Below are 20,912 nucleotides of genomic sequence, written 5' to 3'. Positions count from 1 at the left end.
TCCTTCCTCAATTACCTAACACCGCTTTCAACTTTTGATCCAATTCATCCCCGCCGCTTCCAACAAGTTTGAATAATACTTTCCCGTCCTTATCCAGCAGTATTTTAGTGGGAAACCCGGTGATACCGTATGCCATCGCTAAATCGGCAGACGCCTTTTCGTAGTTGTTAAGTACCTGTATCCAGCCGATGCCATCATCACTGATAGCTTTTAACCATGCCTTTTTTGCATCTTCCAGGTTGTTGGCTTTTTCATCTGCAACGCCCACTATTTCTAATCCTTTATCTTTATACTTTGCGTATACTTCCTTCAGGTGCGGGTGACTCGCCCGGCAGGGACCACACCAGCTTCCCCAGAAATCAAGTAATACATATTTCCCTTTAAGGGAGGATAACGTAAACGGCTGACCGTAATTATCTTTTTTGGTGAAGTTAATAGCCGTGGCGCCCTCGCTGGTAGCTTTGGCGCCGGATATCCGGGAGCCCAGGTACCTGCCTAAATAAGTACTTTTATAAGTATCGCTTAACTTGTTGTACGCCTGCTCATAGGCTACTGCATCGTAGTCGCCCTGCAACCTTACCAGCAGCATAACGCTTACGAAAGACTTGGGATGCATTGCCACAAACTGTTTACGCATAACCGTGAGCTGTTCATTGGCGGCGGCCATTTCTGTTGTCATGGCTTTCCTGGCGGTGCTGTCTTCCGGTTTGCGCATGGCGGCCGACTTCTTCCTCAGCTCCCATACTTTTGATACCAGCGGCATTTCTCTTTGCCGGAGCGCATTCAGTTCTTCATTGGCTTTGTCGCCCTTCACTACTGCTTTGTAAAGTTCGGTGGCATCACCGGTAATGGTTACATCCGTATTTTCCGTGAGAAGGATTTCCAGGTTAGGCGCGGGCATAAACATACCGCCTTTCACCATTTCAAATTTTGAAGCAGGGTGGCGCGACAAAAAAGTACCCACTACAGGCTCCTGTACCTGCCCTGAAAAGATGAACTGGTCGCCATTGCGGGCAATTACCGTATCTGCCATATGCCCGCTGGCGGTTACATACGACAGGCTCAGACGATAGTCGTCCTGGCCTTTGATATGGGCAGTTATCTTGTATTTCTTTTGTGCGGTTGCCGGGAGAAAAGCGGCCAGCAGCATGCTGCCGGCCATTATCAATGTGTTTTTATTCATGGTTGGTGTATGATGTTTAGAAACTGGACATTGGAACAGAGGCCGCCTGTTTTGCAGGAACGGCTTTGGTGCCTTTTGCCAGGCTCTCCTTTATTTTCTTTTCTGCGTCTTCACTGTAGCCGGTGAAACGCTCCATAATTTTTCCTTCGGTATCCACCAGGTACATAGTAGGGATGCCGGAAAACTGGAATTGTTCCATGGTCTTATCCTTGTTATCACTCAGCAATTGTTCCCATGGCATAGCTTCCTCTTTCATTGCCTTTTCCCAGGCATTTTTATCAGTGTCGATGGAAATGCTTACTACCTCAAAGCCTTTTGCCTTGTAACTTTCATACAGCTCTTTTACCTTTGGGATGGCCTGCCTGCAAGGGCCGCACCAGCTTGCCCAGAAGTCAACCAACAGGTATTTACCCTTGTATTTTTCCAGTCCGGCCAGCGACCCATTGGCATCAGGGTACTTCACGGATGGCATAGGCTGCCCTGCTTTCAACCGCATGGCCTGTGCTTTGTTGGTGATAATCGTTTCCTTCAGCAGCTTTGCTTCTGTTAACCACGGATAACGCGCTATCAGCACCTCCAGCATTTTCATGGCATTGTCGTATTGTGCACCTGCCTGTGTGCCCGCCATACCACGGATGGCATATACCATCACCGGGCGGTCGGCATACGCTTTGGTAAGCACCTCTTCGCGGATTTTATAATCCTCGCCCATTGGGTTATATTTCTGATGGTCCCTCATATAGGCGTACCAGGTAGTATCAGTGGCTTTCTTGGCATAATACTCCATGTTGTATTCATCTATCATCCTGCGGTAATTCAGCTCGTTGTTCAGCTCGCGGAGGTTCACAAAGTTATTGTCGTAAGATCCTGCCACATAATTGTAGTGCGGAATCTTCACCTTATACCTGGCAGTATCATACCCTCTCATATGTACCGTTACATCGGCATCGCTCCAGAAGGTGGCACGGTCCCAGTTCATCGCATTGATAATATAAATGCCCTGGTGGTCCTGTTTAATTTTAAAAGAAAAGGAATTGTCTTTGCCTACTTCACAGGAATCTACTACCACAGGTTTTCCTTTGAAGTTATCTTTCGACAAAAATACTTTATTGACCGCCTGTTTGGGATCGGTAAATTCAACGGTGCCTTTTACCGTAACCGATTTAACTAACTTGTTCTGTTGCGCCTGTAATGCTGCGGGTATGGCCAGCACCGCTACACAAATCTTGAAAATTGCTTTCTTCATCATTGTTTGTTTAATTTATTATTTTAATATTTTATTTACTGTAATCTGCATTCTGCGCCAGGTCAGGATTGATGAAAAATTCCCTGGAAGGCAGCGGCATCAAAGCATGCGTTATGGGTTGCCCGAACGACTGCAGCCAGCTATCCATTTTACCAAAACGGCGCATATCACTCCACCTTAAACGTTCGCCAATGAATTCTCTGCGGCGTTCCTGTTCTATCACCGCAAGGAATGCGGCCGGACTGCTGAAATCGCTGCTGCTAACAGTGCTGGCTTTACGGGCCGTACGCAGCTGGTTATACATGCTTACATCTGTTACGCCTTTCCGTGCATTGGCTTCTGCTACAATCAATAATGCTTCGCTATAACGGCAAACCACATACGAAGGCGTAATTTCTGCAGGAAACTTGGTGAGAAAGTATACAGAGTCTATGATAGCGGCGCCTTTGGTACGCAGGAAACAAGTTCTGCGCACATCTGCCGGCTCATAGGATTTAACAAGGTTACTGTCGACCCAGGTGTTGCCGGAACCAGACATATTCACGCCGTTGTAAGTACCGGGACCAAACACTGCAGGCAATCCATAGAAGGTACTGGTGCTGGTTTCATTGATTTTATACACGGCTTCTGCACTGTTCACCTGCGATTTGAAGATATCGGTATAGTTAGATTGCAGGCTGAACTTCCCGGAGCTGATCACCGCTGTTGCCAGGGTCAGCGCGTCATCATTACGCCCCTGCTTCAGGTATAACCTCGACAGGAGCAGCTGCGCAGCCTGTTTGGAACCGGCTGCCGGGCTGGTGTAGTCTGCCAGCAGCGTAACAGCTGCTTTCAGGTCTGCTTCAATCAGCTGGTTGACTGCTGTGAGCGGGCTGCGCGCCGGCCGGCTTTTGGGATCTTCCCCGCCTTTTATGATAGCAGCGTCACCAAAGCATTCAGAGAGCAGCATATAGGAGAAGGCACGTAACAGGTACGCTTCTCCCAGCGCAGCACTGATGGTACTGTCGCCAGGAAACCCGCTGGCGTATTGAATTACCATGTTGGCATTGGCAATACACTGGTAAGGCTGCCGGTACGCTACAGGCAACGAATTATCATTGGGCGCGATGTTATTGTTGTCGTATGTGGGGAAGGTGAGCGATTGAAAGTCGTCGCTCATAATATCCTGGAACGCATAATAAAGATAAAAGGAACCGTTGTTGGTGAGCGCCAGCTTGGCGCCGTTGATCACCAGCGGCAGGTTGTTTTTACTGAGTTGTGAAAAGCCGATCTTCGTATCAGGCGCAACCTCGTCCAGTTGCTTACTGCAGGCAGAAAAACTGATGGCGGCTATAGCGGTAAAATATAATAAAATATGTTTTTTCATGTGATGCCAGATTAGAATGAAAGATCTATACCTACAACGGCTGCGCGCGGATTGGGCAGGTTGGAACTTACAATACCGTTATTAGCGGCTGCTTCAGGATCAAACCCAATATATTTCGTGATGGTAAATACATTTTGGGCAGATGCGTAGATGCGTGCCCGTGAGATCTTTACCTTGCTTAAAACTGCCGTTGGAATATTATAACTCAGGGAAATATTGCGCAAACGCACATAAGACGCCATTGTAGATAAATTGTGTGGAAGGACGATAGTTCCAGTCCGCCGTTTGTCCGGCGCCATGTGGCCCTGTAATGGCCCTTGGCACATCCGTGATATCACCCTTTTGCTTCCAGCGCTTATTGATGATATCAAATTTGTTAGGCATTACACCGTAAAAATCGGGGCTGTAGTTGCGTAATGTTTGCTCATAGAAATCATATACCTTGTTGCCCACCACATAGTTGAACAGCGCATCTATTGTAAAGTTTTTGTAAGACAAGGTAATGTTGGTGCCACCGGTAAATTTAGGCAGCGCCACGGGTACTGTGATCATATCATTGTTATCCCATTTGCCATCCTTGTTCTGATCCTTATACAACATATCACCTGTTTGAGGATCCACGCCCAGCGACTCATATACCTGCACGGAGCCCAGCGATTGCCCCACTTTAGCTTTTGTCATAGGCCCGCCAAATACATAGGCGCCATAAGTAGTAAGGGAGTCTTTCAATGACAGCAACTGGTTCCTGTTGATATTCATATTGGTTTCCACTTCCCACGAAAACGTTGCCCCGGCACGGCTGCTGAGCGCCAGTTCCAGGTCAGCGCCATAGTTACGGATACTGCCTATGTTATCCGGGATGCTGCTGGCGCCATAAATCCAGGAGATATCATTGTTGCTCATTAAACCATCGGTGGTCTTATTGTAATAGTCGGCCGTTAATGTGAGCCTGTTGACCAGCAGCGACACATCTATACCGGCATCTACCTGTTTGGTGCGCTCCCAGCGGATATTCGGATTGCCTATAACGGTGGTCAGCATCAACGCCGGGTTGTTTACGTAAGAAGTAGCGTTAAGCAGATTCTGCGCATCAAAATATCCCAGCGGACGGATATTGCCACTGATGCCATAGCTGCTGCGGATTTTCAGCTGGTTCACCAATCTGCTGCCGGCAAGGAAATTTTCACGCGCTATATCCCACCCTGCCGATACCGCAGGAAACCAGCTGTACCGGTTACCCGCATTTAGTTTGGAAGAACCATCGCGGCGGATGGAGGCATTGAGGAGGTATTTGCCTTCCCAATCGAGCCCCGTGCGCAGAAAGTAGGCGTCAGATACTTCTTTGTTACTGCTATTATTACTGCCAATGGCAAATGCGCTGCCATAAGCGCTGCCAGCGCCTCCGCCGGTAATACCATCTATTTTAGGAAAACCATTCAGCTCATATCCAAAGTAATTAAGCTGGTTGTTATAAAACGTGTAACCCAGGGTGGCATTGATTCCCAAACGGTTTACCTTTTTCGTATAGGTGAAATAGTTATCGAAATTATAAGAGAAATTATCCACGCCGGTGTTTTTCAATACGCCCTTGTTAAAAGCGCCCAGGTAGCCGGTAGGAGGATAGAACACCGTGTTCAGGTCATTGAACTTGGTGGCATTGAAAGAGGAGCGGAACGACAGGTCCTGCAATAATTTAATATCTGCAGATAAACCTCCCAGGTATACATTGTTCCTGTCTTTGTTGTTGTAGTCCATCATTACACCCAGCGGATGCTGCTGCTGACCAACATAATAACCCAGCGAGCCATCTGGATTCAGTACCGGATCTTCCGGGGTGTCTGGCCTCGCATTGAATGCGGCCACCAACGGGTTATTGAAATTCTTCCTGACCGATTGCGTAATGTTGATGTTGCCATTTATCTTTAACCAGTTGTTTACCTGCTGGGTTACGTCCAGGCGGCCTGTATATCTTTCAAAATTGCCGGTACCAATGGTGGCTTCTTCTGCATAACGGCCCAGTGACATATAATAATTATTCTTGTCGCCGCCACCACTCATACTGGCCTGGATATTATTCACCGACGCATTTTTATTTTTAACCCGGTCTATCCAGTCGGTGCTGCGGTCAACCATATGCAGCCCATTCACCTGGCTTTGCAGGGTTTGTTTTTCGTTGGTCAACTGGCTGATCTTGCCGGGCGTGAGATTGCCGGGATCCGACAGCAACGTATTGATATCGCCAATACGGTTATTGCGGGCATCCAGGAAAGCGGAACTGTATTCTTCCGTATTCAGCATATGCCGGGAAGTAGGCACATTGTTCACTCCCGTGTACATATTGATGCTGAAAGCAGGCTTACTGTTCATCCTGCCCTTCTTGGTGGTAACAATGATCACACCGGTAGAGCCCCTGGCACCATAAATGGCCGCTGATGCAGCATCTTTCAATACCTCAATGGATTCAATATCCTGCGGATTAATATTGTTGATAGAGATGGTACTTCCCTCTACGATCAAACCATCTATTACAATCAGCGGATTGGTGCTGGCCGCATTCACCGACTGCGCCCCGCGGATGAGGATATTGGGCGTGCCACCCGGACTTCCGTCTTTAGATGCAACAAATACGCCCGCTACACGGCCAGTCAGCGCTTTCCCGAAATCGCTGGCAATGTTTTTTTCAGGAGATAAAGCATCGCTTTTGACGGTGGAAATAGCGTTGGTTACTTTGCCTCTTTGCTGGGTGCCGTAACCTACTACCACGGCATCCGTGAGATTAATAGCCCTGATTTTCAGCCATACCGGCGAAGCCTGGATAATACTGGCAGCAACAATTACATTTTCAAAACCTACAGAGGAGATCTGCAGTTGCGCATTGGCAGGAACATTCAGTTCAAATTCCCCTTTTTCATTGGTGGTGGCGCCTTTAGACGAACCAATTACTTTTACGGTGGCGCCGGGAACCGGTTGGCGGGAAACCGCATCCTTCACGGTTCCTTTTAGTACCTGCTGTGCATATACCGACGCCCCGGACATGCACAACAACAGGAATAAAAATGACTTTCTCATACAAATGGTTGGTTGATTTTTGCGATATACGGACTGTCTCAGAAAAATGAAAATCCAAGATACTTATCCTGTTTTCAGCTGCACCGGATAATGGACATACCGGATGCGGAACAGTACATTCCCTCTTTTTACATGGATGAAACATTTTCCCCGCCACAAAAGCACGAATCACCGGAAAGTGCCGGCAGCAGGTTCTTTCCGGTAATAATAAAGTACCAACAGGCATATAACAGGGACGAAAAAAATAAATATCGTTTTATGCCAAAACCGTTATTTCAAATGCTATCTTCAATGTTGTAAGTGTATATGCAACACATTAAACCATACCGTTATTTTGTTCACCTGGCCGTTTGCATGGCCGTGATACTGCTGTATAGTTTTCCGCAGCTGAAAGGAGGCTGGCCCTATCCCATTGCCATGAAATGGACATTGGTGCGGCTGGTACTGTACGGATGCATTAATTTCCACCTGTTTTACCTGCTGGTTTTCGGTTTACTTCCCCGCCCGGTACAATATAAACAGCACTGGAAAGTGATCATTTATGTCCTTGCAGCGATCTTTATTTTTGCTGTTATTAAGTACATGGTAGGTTATTTCTTTTTCCCCGACCAGGTATTGCTCCGCGGGATCCCTTTTATTGGCCGCCCCAAAATATATATGACCTTCGTCGAGTATGCACCGGAAACCATCAAAACAGGAATGGGAGTAGCCCTGCTGGCCTACGGTTACCGGTTGCTGTTGCAATGGCGCAATACCGCACCCGGCGACCGGTTGCTCGCTACCGCCGCCACACAAGCCGCCATCCGTTATGAGCGTATGCAGGATGGATCCAGGCAGCTGCTGCACTATCTCCAGCAACTCACACCGGTACTGGAAAATGAACAAACCCGCGAAAAAGAAGGAACCAAAGCGATCCTGCTGTTGTCTGATTTGCTGAGATATATGCTGTATGATAAAGCGCTGGAAAAAGATAAAGTGAGTTTTAAGAAAGAACTGCTCAACTATGAACGCTACCTGGATTTGCGCAGGATCTGTCATCCCCATCAGCCGCTGACCCTCCGCATCACCGGGGAGCCCGGCGGTATGATCGAGGCATTACGGCTGCAGAACACCACAGAAAAATACCTGCAGCAACTGGGTGATACGCCGGGCGGAATTATGATAGCACTGCATATAGTTGAACAATCGGTGGCGCTGTCTGTATCGCCGGTGCTCACAGCCGTTCACATCTCTCAACATAAAATAAAATTGTACCCGGAATATGCATAGTACCCGCAAAAATATACAGGAGCTGTTGCTCTTATTGCTGGTATGGATGCTGGCGGTATACGGTGTTAATGTGGTATTGGCAAGGCCGCTCACACCGGAGAAATTACATCATTTAAACATCAAATCCGGCCTGTTCGGGTTGTTTAATTTCCTGCCGTTTTATATTTATATACGCTGGATAGTTCCTGCCTTTCTACAAAAAACAAATTGGATAAAACTGTTGCTGTCTGTAGTACCGGTCGTCCTGGGAAGCATTGCATTGAAATATTTTATCGCGGATCATTTTTTCAGACAGGAAATATTATACGCAGGTTACCGGTATGTGAATATGCAAAAAGTACAACTGTATATTTCCGCAGGGAATTACTTCCTCAGCAACCTGTGGAGCGGCGCCATGATTGTGTTAGCCGCTTTCTCGTACCGGTTTTTTATTTTGTGGTTACAGGAAGATAAACGCAGGGCCATTTTACAGCAACAGCAGTTGCAGGCAGAATCAGGTTTTCTGAAGATGCAGCTCAACTCGCACTTTTTAATCAACAGCCTGAACAGCATTTATTCACTGGCGCTGATGAACTCACCGGAAGTAGTAAGCGCCCATAAAACGCTTACCCACCTGCTGGCCTATATGGTAGAACAGCCTTCAGATATCGCTTACCGCGCCGCTATAGCGGAAGAAATACGCTATTTGCAGGACTTCGTAACACTCCAGCGCATACGTACCGGCTGCAACGAAGGCGTTATTTTTTCCCTGCCGGAACAATTGCCCGGCAAGGAAATAGCACCGCTGCTGCTGGTACCTTTCGTGGAAAATGCCTTTAAACACGGCGTGAGTAATCGCCCGGAAAAGCCGGTCACTATTACCATGATGTGTAATGAACAGCGACTGGTATTCCGCGTACACAACTATATATCCGGCCAGCAACGGGATAAAACCGGTGGCATAGGACTGGATAATGTACGGAAGCGTTTACAACTGATCTATCCTGGCCGGCATCACCTGGAAATTCAGGATTTGAAAGAAGAATATTTCAGTAACTTAACGATCAACTGGTAATAATATGGCGGTAAAGTGTATAGTAGTAGACGATGAGCCATTGGCCGCACAGGTGTTGGTAGCCTTCATCAACAAAACGCCGGACCTGCAGTTACTGAAAACATTTCACAACCCGCAGGAAGCACTGGCATTTGTGAAAAAAGAACCGGTAGACCTGGTATTCCTGGATATACAAATGCAGGAACTCAGCGGTATAGAATTTATGCAGCTCGCACCCCGCGGTATACAGGTAGTAATTGTTTCTGCCTACGATGAATATGCAGTAGAAGGCTTCGACCGCGAAGCGGTGGACTATCTCCTGAAACCCGTATCGTTTGAGCGCTTCGCGCGGACCGTACAACGGGTGCTCGCGAAAAATGCGCCCGCTATATCGCAGCCTGCAGGCACCGATTATATATTTGTGCGAACCGATAAACGCATTGTACGGGTGGATGTAAAAGATATCCTTTTTGTAGAAGCGCTCCGCAACTACGTAGCCATACAAACTAACAAGCAAAAGATCCTGACGTTACAAAACCTCCGCAGCTTTGAAGACATCCTGGCGCCCTTCCGCTTTTTCCGGGTGCATAAATCGTTTATCATCTCCCTGGATAAAATAGACAGCATAGAACGGCAACGGATATTCACAGGAGAACATCATGTACCGATTGGAGATGCTTACCTGAAACAGTTTATGGAAGCGATTAATATGCAGCGGTAACACTATCTCATTTAATAAAAACGGCCCGCCAACCGGCAGGCCATCTTTAAATTGAACCCCGGACCCGGACTACTCAGGCACCAGTGGGTACTTCTTTTCTAATCCTCTCCGCCTCATGAATCGCCATCACCGTTTTTATGATTGCATCTGGTGTAACTGAAATACTATCTATGCCCAGCTGAACAAGGAACCTGGTGAAGTCCGGAAAGTCGGACGGTCCCTGCCCGCAGATCCCTACCTTTACATTCTGTTGCTTAGCCACCTTGATCAGGTGCGCAATCAGCCGTTGCACTGCGGGGTTACGCTCGTTATAAAGGTTGGCCACCAGGGAAGAATCCCTGTCGAGACCAAGTGTGAGCTGTGTCAGATCATTGGATCCGATCGAGAATCCGTCTATGTATGCAGAAAATTCTTCGGCCATCATAATGTTGGAAGGCAGTTCCGCCATCAGGTATACTTCCAGTCCATGCTCGCCGCGGCGCAGCCCGAATTCCTCCATCGTAGCCAGCACCAGCTGAAGCTCTTCCACGGTCCGGCAGAAAGGGATCATCACCACCACATTCTTTAATCCCATCGTTTCCCTTACTTTAAGGATCGCTTTACACTCCAGCTCAAAGGCCGGTTTGTATTCAGGGGAATAGTAGCGGGAAGCGCCTCTCCAGCCTATCATCGGGTTTTCTTCTGTTGGCTCAAAGTATTTACCGCCTAATAAATTGAAGTATTCATTACTCTTAAAATCAGAGAAACGGACAATTACTTTTTCCGGGTAAAAAGCCGCGGCAATTTTTCCTACACCATACGCCAGTTTATCAACGAAGTAATCTGTTTCGCTGGCATGTCCCTGGATGAGTTGCGCAATCTTTGCAGACAGCTCAGGGTCATTCAGTTCCTTGTGCTTCAGCAATGCCATCGGGTGCGCCTTGATGTAGTTGTTGATGATAAATTCTTCGCGGGCCAGTCCCACGCCTTTGTTAGGCAGGTGTGTAAACTGGAACGCCATGGCGGGAGAGCCTACATTCAGCATCAGCGGTGTGCGGATGGAAGGCAGGGTGCTCAGGTCCAGTTTATCTTCCCGGAACGGCAGGATCCCTTCGTATACAATACCATCGCTGCCTTCTGCGCAACTCACGGTGATGTCCTGCCCGGCGTTTAATTTTTCGGTAGCATCGCCGCAGCCAACAATGGCGGGGATACCCATTTCACGGGCTACTATCGCAGCATGACAGGTACGTCCGCCTTTATTGGTAACAATCGCAGAAGCCATTTTCATGATGGGTTCCCAGTCGGGATCAGTCATGTCGGTAACCAGTACGTCGCCCGGTTTGAATTCACTGCCCGTAATAAGGCGGTTATCGAGGGAGAAGAGGATGTTTACTTTGCCGGCGGCAATTTTATCACCCACCGCGATGCCTTTCAGCAATTGCCGGGGATGCGTGCCGTTATGGTTGATCGCATAAGTGGTGATGAGGTTATGATCTTTGCGTGAATGAATGGTTTCCGGCCTTGCCTGCACAATGTATAAATCATTGGTAAGCCCGTCTACCGCCCATTCCACATCCATCGGGCACCAGCGGCCTTTTTTCTCAGAATAATAGGTTTCAATACAACGCACCCAGGTAGCCAGCTGCATGATCTGGGCATCGCTTAAACAAAAATGTTGCTGCTGCTTTTTTTCTACCGGGATGATCTTTGTTCTTTCATCACTGCTTTCGCCATACACCATTTTCTTATCCTTTACACCCAGTTTCTTTTCAATGATAGGGATGTAGCCATCCTTCATGCATGGTTTGAATACAATAAATTCATCCGGCGATACGGCGCCCTGTACGACCATTTCTCCCAATCCAAAAGAACCGTTGATCACTACCACTTCTTTGAATCCGGATTCTGTGTCGAGCGAAAAAGCGACCCCCGAGGCGCCAAGATCGGCCCGCACCATTTTTTGCACACATACGGATAAGCCTATACTAAAATGGTCATAGCCGAAGTTCTGGCGATAGCTGATGGCGCGATCAGTAAACAGGGAGGCAAAACAGTTTCTTACCGAATCAATCAGGGCTGCGGGGCCTCTTACGTTGAGAAAGGTTTCCTGCTGACCGGCAAAGGAGGCATCAGGAAGGTCTTCCGCGGTGGCAGACGACCGCACGGCTACATCGGTTTGTTCCTGCCCGTATTGCTGCGATAAAGCATAATAGGCCGCAATGATTTCCTCGCTTAGTTCATGCGGAAACCGGGTGCTGCTGATGGCCTGCCGTATCTTCTGACCGGCCCTGCGCAGGGTGATGATGTCGCTGTAGTCTACCGTGGCTACCTGCTCGGCAATAAATTGTTCGAGCCCGCTTTGCTTCATAAATTCATAGTATGCTTTGGTAGTGATAGCAAAACCGGAAGGAACTGCTACGCCTGCTTCTGAAAGATTGGCAATCATCTCACCCAGCGAAGCAGATTTACCGCCCACTAAGGCAATAGCATCCATGCCCACCGCGTGGAGCGGCAGTACAATACTCTCTCTCATGTAAAAATGAGTTTAGTGAATAATAATGAGGAAGGACATTTTTTTGTCTTCCAAACGTGGTTAGATTTCTATGACAGCAAATTAGATCATGCAGAAATGGAATAGCGGCAACCCGGATAAAAGCGAAAACAAAACTAAAAAAAGGGGATGTCACCGATTTTTTTTCATCAAATCAGTAGCAGTATCATTATTTTTGATGAAAAATCGGCCCATGAATTTTATACCTGACCAGATTGATATGTGTATAATGGACATATTGCAGGAGGACGCCAGGACCACGAATAAAGAGATTGCTGCGAGGTTGGGTAAGTCGGTTACTTCTATATTTGAAAGAGTGAAGCGCCTCGAAGCAGAGGGGTATATTTTACGCTATATCGCTGTACTGAATAAAAATAAACTGGGCAAAAATCTCGTGGCCTGGACCAGCATCACCCTCAAAGAGCACGGCCAGGACAAGTTTCCGGAGTTTGAACAAAAGATCAATACCTTCCCCGAAGTAATGGAGTGCTATAAAATGAACGGGCAGTTCGACTACCTCCTCAAAGTACTCATCGCGGATATGGAAGCCTATGAAGTATTTAATTTTACCAAACTATCCAAACTGGATAATATCTACAAGATCCGCAGCCTGTTTGTTTTAGCAGAAACAAAACAGGAAGTGGAACTCAACCTCAAAACAGGACTGCAAACAAAACTGCAACAGAAAAATAAATAATTTTAAAAAGTAGGGGAGAAGGTTTTTCCCCCACTATTGCCCGGACTATCAACGGCCATTCACCACCGGGAATTGTGAAATCCTCAACTTAGTACACCCAAAAGGTATCAAGGTTATCTCTTCTTCTTCCCCTGTTTCCATACCATAGGTAATGCTATAAGGAATGGGGCCGGTCATCTCATTGTATAACTTCCAGGAAGGAATCCTTTTGGCGGTTGTTTTAAGGGAGATGGGTACCTGCCCGGGATTCCACGGCCAGGCAGTCTTACTGCCATGTTGCTCTACCCGGTAACGCGCTGCCAGCTGATCATCCGGAGTGGCTATCAGTGCATAGTTCCATGGGGTAGTGGGGCGCACTTCCAGGTAACCGGCGCCATAGTCCAGGGGATCCTTATCATTTTTTACCGCCCTCACTTCCTCGCCTATCTGCAGCGCATAGGTAACCGGGCCGCGTTCAACCGACAATGAATTTTCAAACCAGTGCTGCTGGTAGACATGCATCGGCAACGACAGTTCCACTACATCGCCCTGCTGCCAGGTTCTTTCCACCTTCACTACCTGGTTACCCGCAGCTTCCTGCCATACTTTACCATTGATTTTTATAACCCCTTTCTTACACCAGGCAGGTATCCGCAGGTGAAAAGGAAAGTTTATTTTTTTAGACGTATTCACGGTAAAAGTAACCGCTTCTTCAAACGGGTAATTAGTGACTTCCTTTACCGTAACAGGCGTTTGACCGGCCACATTTATCTTCACTTCGCTGGGGGCATACACCAATGCTGCCACGCCACTGTCGGCGGTAGCATACCAGAGGTTTTGTGCAAACTTAGGCCAGCCCTGGTGCATATTGGAGGTGCAGCAGGGATAACCGGACAACAACCCGTAACAAAGATCCGTACCGCTGTGGTTTACATCAAAGTTGCGGATATGCCGTGTAGCCATCACCTGGTTGGCCTGCTGGAAATACTGCCGGCTCATAAAGTCTTCGGCAATCTGTGAAGGCAATACATTAAACGCAATCTTCTCCAGCTGATCGGCATACCTTACATCGCCGCTTATCTCCAGGATACTTTCAAGCGAAAACATCATCTCTACAGCGCTGCATAACTCCGATCCCTGCGTGGGATTATTGCCATGCAGGGCTTCATCCCCGCCATAAAGGCCATTCGCCATCCCATTGAAGGTACGGAGGTCATCAAACCCTTTGGCCGTGGCCTGCGGGTATAACGTGTCTGGCTGCTGCTGGAAATAGATCATGGGCTCTTTTATACCCTGCGCCAGGTTTACGCCATGAATACTCCCTGTGGTGGACAACAGGTTGGTATGCATAAAGGCGCCGGCGTAGTCGAAGGTCTGTTTGTGGATCAGGGCTGCAAGGTCCAGCAGGAACGCATCTCCCGTAATATTATATAACCAGTACACCACCATCAGGTTATCACCGGCACGGTACTTCGCCCAGAAGGTCCAGTGGTCCAGCGGCTTTTGCGGTAACTCTTTCAGCTGGTACCGGAAGTAGTTGGTCATGAGTGTAATGATCCGCGGATCAGCGGTAGCATCATAATATTGCTTCAATACTTTCAGCATTACCATCTTGGGCCACCAATCGCGGCTGTTATCCCTTTGAATCCCCGGTTCAGCGGGATAGTCTTTAGCCGGACCAAAATAACCGTCGGGTTGCTGGCTTTTAATAGACCATTCCACCCAGGGCTTCACCTTTGCAATCAGTGCTTCATCTTTCAGGAGATACGCCAGCGGCAGCAATCCGTCGATCCAGTAAGGACCGCGTTCCCACTGGTCGCCATCCCCGCCCAGCCATCCGTTCCGCTGGTCCATGACCAGCGGGTACAATTTATCCAGCTGACCGGTAGCGCCGTTCTTCTGCTGCACCAGCACGGTACGCAGCCATCCCTGTGGCGTAATAGCGCCCAAAGGGAGCAGGGAGTACGGTTTAGGATGGAGCGGCGCCCGGTTGCCATAATACTGTGGTACAGGCGCTGTATTCTTTTTTCCCTGCGCCGCTGCCTGTAAAGTAAGACCCAGCAATATCGAGGAAGCAATAGCAAAGTATTTCATAAATGAGTGGTGACGTGGCATAATGAGGTGCTAATATATCCTTATTTTATACGGGTTGTTATCCCGGTTGCCTCATTCTTTCTATAAAATGTCTCTCTATATTTTCTTATGTTTGAAAGAAAAAGATGCAACGTATACTGGCTATCCTGTTACTTGGAATTGTAGGGATCAACACATCAACGGCACAAACTACCTCTTTTACCTTAGGTGAAACGCACCAGCTGCCTTCCGCTGTATTGAATGAAACACGCACGCTGAATATATACCTTCCCGACGGATACGGGCAGGCTGTAAACGCCCGTTATCCGGTGGCGTATCTGCTGGATGGATCTGCAAACGAAGACTTTATCCATATCGCCGGCGTAATGCAGTTCCTGACTATGATTCAGCACATGCCGCCCACCATCCTGGTAGGCATTGCCAACAAAGACCGGAAGCACGATTTCACCTTTCCCACCACCGTGAAAAAAGACAAAGCCGATTTTCCCACTACCGGCGGTTCTGAAAAGTTTATCCGCTTTCTGGATATAGAACTGAAACCATACATACAACAACACTTCCGCACCAACGATACCACCACCCTCATAGGACAATCCCTCGGAGGATTACTGGCTACCGAAATATTACTCAAACATCCGGCAATGTTTAACAACTATATGATCGTAAGTCCCAGCTTATGGTGGGACCAGGAGTCATTGTTGAAACAAGCCGGTAAACTATTGACAACCGCAGGCAGCATACCTGCTAATGTTTTTCTTACGGTAGGCAAAGAAGGAAAAGAGATGGAAGAACCTGCCCGTCAGCTGGGAGACATGCTGAAAGCCACGCCCGGGTTACATGTTCACTACGTGCCGCTACCGGATGAAACGCATCTCACTATTTTACACAATGGGGCGTACAAAGCTTTTCAGTTATTAAACAGGACAAAATAATCTACTCATAACGTATCTGGCAGTTGTTGCAGAAAAAGCTCCGCCGGTTGGTTTTACCCAGGTAGGCTTTGATGAGCGGGATCTCACAACGCGGACAAATCTTTTTCGTATGTGCGAGCCAGTGCTTCTTCAGCACAAAAGCTTTCTTCCATTCAAGAAAGTCGTAGCTGTATTGTACTGCCTCCTTTACCAGCTCCTTCTTCTTTTTCAACGGCAGCTTTCCCACTAAACTTTGCGGATGCACGCGGATACGGAACAACACTTCATTTTTGATAATATTCCCTACGCCGGCAAAAATATCCTGGTTTAGCAGGGCATCACAAACCAGGGCATCAGGTATCTTTTTAAGTTTAGCCATTGCCTTTGATGCATCCCAGCTTTCATTCAGCACATCGGCGCTCCAGTCGTATACTTCATCCAATGGCTCTTCTATGATCCGGATGGAAGAGGTATAAAAATTTAGTTCCCCTTTGGCAAACTGCAGGTGCAAACGGGCAGGCATATCCTTGGTTTCATTGATCCGGTAAGTGCCAAACATCAGGAAATGAATGCGGACTGCAAAGCCCGGAAAACAAATCAGGAAATGTTTGCCCCAGCTTTTAAAAGCGATGATCTTTTTCCCTGTCATCCGGCCGAAATCAATTGTTTTGGAGTTGCCGGAGGCCATAAGCACCTTCTTCCCGGTAAAGCGGGCTGCCTCTTCTTTCAATATAACTATGGAAGGTCCTTCTGGCATAAAAATGATGTAAATTTATCTACCGTTAACCGTACTAAATTATGTGCCGTATATGTCGCAGTTAAGTTTTTTTGATGACAACGAAAGCCTGCGCTTCCCGGAGAACCTGCTGGAATATTACCCGCATTTCCTGGAGACAGGGCCCGCACTGGCACTGATGAATGAGTTGATAGCCAACGCGCCATGGAAACAAACCACGCTCACCATCAAAGATAAAGTACTGCTTACCCCGCGGCTCACCGCCTGGTACGGTGATGCACAGAAAAGTTACCGGTTGTCGGAAAAACAACTGCACCCATTTCCCTGGACACCTGCGCTGAGTGCGTTACGGGAAAAGGTGGAAGCCTTTACCCACATGCACTTCAACAGCGTATTACTGAATTATTACCGGGATGGAAATGATTCGGTAGCCTGGCACAGCGATAATGAGAAGGAACTGGGGCAACATCCCAATATTGCTTCCCTGAGCCTTGGACAGGCCAGGAGCTTTGATTTCAGGAATAAGAAAGATCATCAGCAGAAGTATTCACTTAAATTGGGCAATGGCTCCCTGTTAATTATGAAAGGAGACCTGCAGCATCATTGGGAACACAGAATCCCGAAATCAGCCCGGCCCCTGCAACCAAGAATAAACCTCACCTTCCGGATTATTTATTAGTTGGTATTATTACACAGTTGAGGAATAATGTCACACCCGTTTATGGCATCTTGTTACAAATGCCTACTTTCGCAGTACGTTAAACACCTGTTTTATGAATCTATACACGGCAGTAGTATTACCGTTATTCCTTTTGACCCTGCATCCCCGGGATGTACACAGCAAAGACAAAGCTAACACGGAATTTTCGGCTCCAAAGCCCCAGTCACGGATCTCTATCGGCAAGGGTATTGATCTTATTGTAAAAGGACTCGGACTGAACATCGATAACGTCCGTTTTATTAAAGCGCCCAAAGCCACCGATTATTTTAAGAAGGCCAATGATAAAGCATCGTATGCACCTTCGCTCATTATTGCGGCTGTCAACGGACTGGAGTCGCTGCGCGACGTAAACCCGGAATCACCGGCTACCCGCGAACAGTTTGCCCTGGCGCTGTATGAAGCGATCCAGTCAACCGGCCAGTATCCCGTGAACATGATGTTTATCAACATCAAAGATGAAAAGTCTTTTGTAAGCGGAGGTATGAATGCCGTGCAAACATTGATCAAGTTTAATGTAGTGGCACTGGAAAATGGCAACTACCGTCCAAAGGCATATATCACCAAAACAGAAGCTTCCGGAATGGTGAAGAAGGCCGCTGCATTTATTCAATCGCATAAAAGCGCTGCAGCAGAACATAACGGAAAAGAAACGGCGAGCTTTACTTCCACACCGGTGAACGATAAAGTGAACAGCATCGTTATTACCGCGGAAAACCAGCCTACATCCGGCTATTCGGTTAAAGTAACCAGCATTGTTTTTACAGAAGCAGGCGAAGCAGAGATCCATTATAAACTCACAGCCCCGGCTTCCGGCAGCATCAACCTGCAGGTAATCACCTCACCAACAGCAGAAACATTTGTACCTGCCGGGTATAAAGTAGTATTGAAACAAGACTGATAAAATATCACTATAAAAAAAGCGGGCATTTCATATCTGAGATGCCCGCTTTTTTATGATATTTTTTTTATTCAGATGCTGTCCTTGCCTATCACGGTCCAGTCGTTATTGCCATGTCCCTTCTCAATCCACCGGTCCATTTCAGCGGCAATAGCCGGCAACACCGCCAGTTTAACATCGCTTTTCTTTGCCGCATCTATAAACAGCTGCGTGTCTTTCCGCGCCATGCTCAGTTCCCAGGAAGGACTGTTATAGTTACCGGAAGTCATACGCTGTAAGCGTGCGGGCAACGCCGCTCCGGGGTTCCATGAATCAAATAACGTACTTACATCGCCCAAAGGAATGTTCAGTGCTTTGGCAAGCGACAGGGTATCAGCAAGACCGGCAGTGAGTCCTACCAGGAAGCTGTTTCCGATGAGTTTCATGGCCGCAGCTTTACCGGCCGTATCGCCGAAATTGATCACCTTCCCCGTCATTTTGGAGAGTGCAGGCTCCCATGTGCTGATCACTGCCTGATCGCCGGAAACCAGCATGTAACCGGTGCCGTCCAGCGCATTTGCCGGACCCATAAATACCGGCGCATGCAGGTAAGTAAAACCGCGTTCCTTCCATTCTTTTGTTCTGGCAGCTGCGCCTTCGGCAGAAGTGGTGGTATGATCAATGATCACCGCTCCCGGTTTAAGTGCAGTGGCTGCTGCCGCCAATACTTCATTTACAGTATGATCATCTTTTAAGGTAAGATGAATGCGGTCTGCGCCGTGCACCGCAGCGGTTACCTCCGGAAATACTTTGGCGCCGTATGCTTCCAGCGCTGTCGCTTTCGACGCGGTACGGTTCCATACCTGTACCTGTTCACCCTTGCCGATCAATGCCCTTACGAAATTTGACCCCAGGAGGCCCATGCCTAAGAATGCTATCATAACCTTTTTTTTCCGAAGGTAGCAAAAAGTTAAAAAGTGTTACCTGCATATACGGCCGGTTTACGTCCGCTCCACGGCGCCGCGGCTTCCAGCTGTGCTGCCAGCCGGAGCAGCAACGCATCGTTACCTGTTTTGGCCGAAAAGGTAATGCCAACAGGCAGGCCATTATCTCCCATACCCAATGGCAAGCTGATGGCCGGCACACCCGCGATATTGAATACCTGCCCAAAGGGAGCAACGGCACAAACTTCCTGCACCCAGCTATGCCAGTCGATGTCCGCGGCATTACCATTCATGCTGCCGGCTAACGGCGCCTGTATAGCGGTGGAAGGGGTGATCATAATATCGTACTCTTCGTAGAAGTTACCTGCTGCCCGTGATACGGTATTGCTGTATTCTACCGCCCTGATGAGGTCTGCGGCAGACAATGCCTGCCCTGCCTGATAGCCGCTCAGCGTGCTGGTTTCCAGCGTTTGTGGGGAGATGTTGCGTTGCATGGCATGGGAAACCTGTGTGATGCCGTAAAACGTATAGGCGCCCCAGATAGTCTTGATGCAATCGAGAAGCTGCGTTGCTTCCAGGTCAAAGCGTTGCTCTTCCACCCGGTGCCCCAGCGAGGCGCATAGCGCTGCTGCGGCTTTTACGGCATTCACTATAACCGGGTCAACGCTTCCGGGCAGCCATGGCTGCAGGTTGAAAGCGATGTTCAATACAGGCAGGGGCTGTGTTAACGCAGCTACATACGAGGCTGCCGGCGGTGTGTAGTAGAATTCGCCGGGCGCGGGGCCGGCAGTGGCATCCAGGGCCGCAGCGGAATCACGCACACTGCGCGTGAGCACATGCTGCACCGCCAACCCAAAAAAGGATTGTCCCCGGTCAGGCCCTACTGGGGTGAGATTACGGCTGGGCTTTAGTCCTACCAGCCCGTTAAATGCAGCCGGTATGCGGATAGATCCCGCCAGGTCCGTAGCGTGCGCCATGGGAACCATACCAGCCGCCACCGCTGCCGCGGAGCCACCGGACGATCCGCCGGGGGAATAGTCCGTATGCCAGGGATTGCGGGTAATGCCGGATGCCAGCGATGCCGTGTCGGTAGACCCGCCAAATTCAGGTGTGGTGGTACGACCCATAATGAGCAAGCCGGCGGCCTTGTACCGCTTTACCAGTTCGGTATCATGCGGCGCCCTCATACCTTTGGCAATGCGGCTCCCCATTTCGTAATATTGACCCGATTCAAAGGCTGCCAGGTCTTTCAGTAAAAAGGGGACGCCTGCAAATGGGCCGCTATCCGTATTTTCCGGTAAATGTGCTGCCCGGTCGGGGTAAACTTCCACCACGGCATTTAATACCGGGTTCAACTGTTGAATGGCGGCCAGCGCGCATTCCGCCACCTCTTTCCGGCTCACTTGTTTTTCTTTGATCAGCGCCGCCAATCCCGTGGCATCATAGCCGGCGTATTCAGATAAATGCATATTTCCTGTTTTTTGTTATAGCAAAATTATACCCGGTAAAGGGGTTGTTTTAGGTATGATTTTG

The 20,912-nt window shown here is 48.4% G+C and carries 17 protein-coding genes; 7 read left to right on the top strand and 10 right to left on the bottom strand.

The features are described 5' to 3' along the window. Positions 1 to 7 precede the first annotated feature (7 nt). From QFZ48_RS01680 to QFZ48_RS01660, 5 genes are read right to left on the bottom strand one after another with little or no spacing between them, the layout of a single operon-like run. Positions 8 to 1,183 (bottom strand): redoxin family protein, encoded by a 1,176-nt coding sequence (locus QFZ48_RS01680; RefSeq protein ID WP_429060857.1) that lies wholly within the window; start codon positions 1,181 to 1,183, stop codon positions 8 to 10. Positions 1,184 to 1,199: 16 nt separating this feature from the next. Further along, positions 1,200 to 2,432, bottom strand: coding sequence for a TlpA family protein disulfide reductase (locus QFZ48_RS01675; protein WP_429046266.1), 1,233 nt, complete (start codon positions 2,430 to 2,432; stop codon positions 1,200 to 1,202). Positions 2,433 to 2,460: 28 nt separating this feature from the next. Further along, positions 2,461 to 3,795, bottom strand: coding sequence for a RagB/SusD family nutrient uptake outer membrane protein (locus tag QFZ48_RS01670; RefSeq protein ID WP_429060854.1), 1,335 nt, complete (start codon positions 3,793 to 3,795; stop codon positions 2,461 to 2,463). An 11-nt stretch (positions 3,796 to 3,806) separates the two neighbouring features. Continuing rightward, on the bottom strand, positions 3,807 to 4,037 hold the full coding sequence (locus QFZ48_RS01665) for a hypothetical protein (RefSeq protein WP_429060852.1): 231 nt from the start codon (positions 4,035 to 4,037) through the stop codon (positions 3,807 to 3,809). After that, positions 3,994 to 6,864, bottom strand: a complete 2,871-nt coding sequence (locus QFZ48_RS01660; RefSeq protein ID WP_429060850.1) for a SusC/RagA family TonB-linked outer membrane protein — start codon at positions 6,862 to 6,864, stop codon at positions 3,994 to 3,996. The genes QFZ48_RS01665 and QFZ48_RS01660 overlap by 44 nt, the downstream gene beginning before the upstream one ends. A 306-nt stretch (positions 6,865 to 7,170) precedes the next feature. Between QFZ48_RS01660 and QFZ48_RS01655 the strand changes: the two genes are divergently transcribed. The 3 genes from QFZ48_RS01655 to QFZ48_RS01645 are packed head-to-tail and all read left to right on the top strand — an operon-like array spanning position 7,171 to position 9,887. Beyond that, positions 7,171 to 8,133: a hypothetical protein gene (locus QFZ48_RS01655; RefSeq protein WP_429060849.1), complete on the top strand. Its 963-nt coding sequence runs from the start codon at positions 7,171 to 7,173 to the stop codon at positions 8,131 to 8,133. After that, positions 8,126 to 9,187 carry a sensor histidine kinase gene (locus QFZ48_RS01650; protein WP_429060847.1) on the top strand — a complete coding sequence of 354 codons (1,062 nt, stop codon included), beginning with the start codon at positions 8,126 to 8,128 and terminating at the stop codon, positions 9,185 to 9,187. Before QFZ48_RS01655 ends, QFZ48_RS01650 begins: the two co-directional genes overlap by 8 nt. A 4-nt stretch (positions 9,188 to 9,191) precedes the next feature. Continuing rightward, positions 9,192 to 9,887, top strand: coding sequence for a LytR/AlgR family response regulator transcription factor (locus tag QFZ48_RS01645; protein ID WP_429060845.1), 696 nt, complete (start codon positions 9,192 to 9,194; stop codon positions 9,885 to 9,887). Between the two features lie 73 nt (positions 9,888 to 9,960). Here QFZ48_RS01645 and ppsA read toward each other — a convergent pair whose 3' ends face one another. Next, positions 9,961 to 12,402 (bottom strand): phosphoenolpyruvate synthase, encoded by a 2,442-nt coding sequence (gene ppsA, locus QFZ48_RS01640; RefSeq protein WP_429046277.1) that lies wholly within the window; start codon positions 12,400 to 12,402, stop codon positions 9,961 to 9,963. Between the two features lie 211 nt (positions 12,403 to 12,613). Here ppsA and QFZ48_RS01635 point away from each other — a divergent pair, with 211 nt between their 5' ends. Further along, the gene (locus QFZ48_RS01635; RefSeq protein ID WP_370911640.1) at positions 12,614 to 13,117 is read left to right on the top strand and encodes an Lrp/AsnC family transcriptional regulator; all 504 of its coding nucleotides are present in this window, start codon (positions 12,614 to 12,616) and stop codon (positions 13,115 to 13,117) included. Between the two features lie 48 nt (positions 13,118 to 13,165). On the opposite strand, the gene QFZ48_RS01630 is transcribed toward QFZ48_RS01635, so the two are convergent. Further along, on the bottom strand, positions 13,166 to 15,190 hold the full coding sequence (locus QFZ48_RS01630) for a beta-L-arabinofuranosidase domain-containing protein (RefSeq protein ID WP_429046278.1): 2,025 nt from the start codon (positions 15,188 to 15,190) through the stop codon (positions 13,166 to 13,168). A 125-nt stretch (positions 15,191 to 15,315) separates the two neighbouring features. On the opposite strand from QFZ48_RS01630, the gene QFZ48_RS01625 reads away from it, so the two are divergent. Beyond that, entirely contained in the window at positions 15,316 to 16,122 is an 807-nt protein-coding gene (locus QFZ48_RS01625; RefSeq protein WP_429046279.1) for an alpha/beta hydrolase, read from the top strand. Between the two features lies 1 nt (position 16,123). On the opposite strand, the gene QFZ48_RS01620 is transcribed toward QFZ48_RS01625, so the two are convergent. Then, on the bottom strand, positions 16,124 to 16,858 hold the full coding sequence (locus tag QFZ48_RS01620; protein ID WP_429060843.1) for a DNA-formamidopyrimidine glycosylase family protein: 735 nt from the start codon (positions 16,856 to 16,858) through the stop codon (positions 16,124 to 16,126). 52 nt (positions 16,859 to 16,910) lie between these two features. Between QFZ48_RS01620 and QFZ48_RS01615 the strand changes: the two genes are divergently transcribed. Beyond that, positions 16,911 to 17,516, top strand: a complete 606-nt coding sequence (locus tag QFZ48_RS01615) for an alpha-ketoglutarate-dependent dioxygenase AlkB family protein (RefSeq protein WP_429060841.1) — start codon at positions 16,911 to 16,913, stop codon at positions 17,514 to 17,516. Between the two features lie 94 nt (positions 17,517 to 17,610). Next, positions 17,611 to 18,456 carry a protease complex subunit PrcB family protein gene (locus QFZ48_RS01610; RefSeq protein ID WP_429060840.1) on the top strand — a complete coding sequence of 282 codons (846 nt, stop codon included), beginning with the start codon at positions 17,611 to 17,613 and terminating at the stop codon, positions 18,454 to 18,456. A gap of 71 nt (positions 18,457 to 18,527) precedes the next feature. Here QFZ48_RS01610 and QFZ48_RS01605 read toward each other — a convergent pair whose 3' ends face one another. After that, positions 18,528 to 19,376 carry an NAD(P)-dependent oxidoreductase gene (locus tag QFZ48_RS01605; protein WP_429046283.1) on the bottom strand — a complete coding sequence of 283 codons (849 nt, stop codon included), beginning with the start codon at positions 19,374 to 19,376 and terminating at the stop codon, positions 18,528 to 18,530. A gap of 29 nt (positions 19,377 to 19,405) precedes the next feature. Next, positions 19,406 to 20,848, bottom strand: coding sequence for an amidase (locus QFZ48_RS01600; protein WP_429046284.1), 1,443 nt, complete (start codon positions 20,846 to 20,848; stop codon positions 19,406 to 19,408). Positions 20,849 to 20,912 lie beyond the last annotated feature (64 nt).

The sequence above is a fragment of the Chitinophaga sp. W2I13 genome, from assembly GCF_050434005.1.
Taxonomy (GTDB): domain Bacteria; phylum Bacteroidota; class Bacteroidia; order Chitinophagales; family Chitinophagaceae; genus Chitinophaga.
Note: the sequence above shows the minus strand (reverse complement) of the source record. Positions and strands in the feature narration are given on the sequence as shown.

Bases quoted from the DNA above. Each gene is read 5' to 3' on its own strand.
- QFZ48_RS01600 (WP_429046284.1), bottom strand. From the start codon at position 20,848: ATGCATTTATCTGAATACGCCGGCTATGATGCCACGGGATTGGCGGCG.
- QFZ48_RS01645 (WP_429060845.1), top strand. From the start codon at position 9,192: ATGGCGGTAAAGTGTATAGTAGTAGACGATGAGCCATTGGCCGCACAG.
- QFZ48_RS01605 (WP_429046283.1), bottom strand. From the start codon at position 19,376: ATGATAGCATTCTTAGGCATGGGCCTCCTGGGGTCAAATTTCGTAAGG.
- QFZ48_RS01680 (WP_429060857.1), bottom strand. From the start codon at position 1,183: ATGAATAAAAACACATTGATAATGGCCGGCAGCATGCTGCTGGCCGCT.
- QFZ48_RS01655 (WP_429060849.1), top strand. From the start codon at position 7,171: ATGCAACACATTAAACCATACCGTTATTTTGTTCACCTGGCCGTTTGC.
- QFZ48_RS01620 (WP_429060843.1), bottom strand. From the start codon at position 16,858: ATGCCAGAAGGACCTTCCATAGTTATATTGAAAGAAGAGGCAGCCCGC.
- QFZ48_RS01665 (WP_429060852.1), bottom strand. From the start codon at position 4,037: ATGGCGTCTTATGTGCGTTTGCGCAATATTTCCCTGAGTTATAATATT.
- QFZ48_RS01650 (WP_429060847.1), top strand. From the start codon at position 8,126: ATGCATAGTACCCGCAAAAATATACAGGAGCTGTTGCTCTTATTGCTG.
- QFZ48_RS01610 (WP_429060840.1), top strand. From the start codon at position 17,611: ATGAATCTATACACGGCAGTAGTATTACCGTTATTCCTTTTGACCCTG.
- QFZ48_RS01615 (WP_429060841.1), top strand. From the start codon at position 16,911: ATGTCGCAGTTAAGTTTTTTTGATGACAACGAAAGCCTGCGCTTCCCG.
- QFZ48_RS01625 (WP_429046279.1), top strand. From the start codon at position 15,316: ATGCAACGTATACTGGCTATCCTGTTACTTGGAATTGTAGGGATCAAC.
- QFZ48_RS01660 (WP_429060850.1), bottom strand. From the start codon at position 6,864: ATGAGAAAGTCATTTTTATTCCTGTTGTTGTGCATGTCCGGGGCGTCG.
- QFZ48_RS01675 (WP_429046266.1), bottom strand. From the start codon at position 2,432: ATGATGAAGAAAGCAATTTTCAAGATTTGTGTAGCGGTGCTGGCCATA.
- ppsA (WP_429046277.1), bottom strand. From the start codon at position 12,402: ATGAGAGAGAGTATTGTACTGCCGCTCCACGCGGTGGGCATGGATGCT.
- QFZ48_RS01635 (WP_370911640.1), top strand. From the start codon at position 12,614: ATGAATTTTATACCTGACCAGATTGATATGTGTATAATGGACATATTG.
- QFZ48_RS01670 (WP_429060854.1), bottom strand. From the start codon at position 3,795: ATGAAAAAACATATTTTATTATATTTTACCGCTATAGCCGCCATCAGT.
- QFZ48_RS01630 (WP_429046278.1), bottom strand. From the start codon at position 15,190: ATGAAATACTTTGCTATTGCTTCCTCGATATTGCTGGGTCTTACTTTA.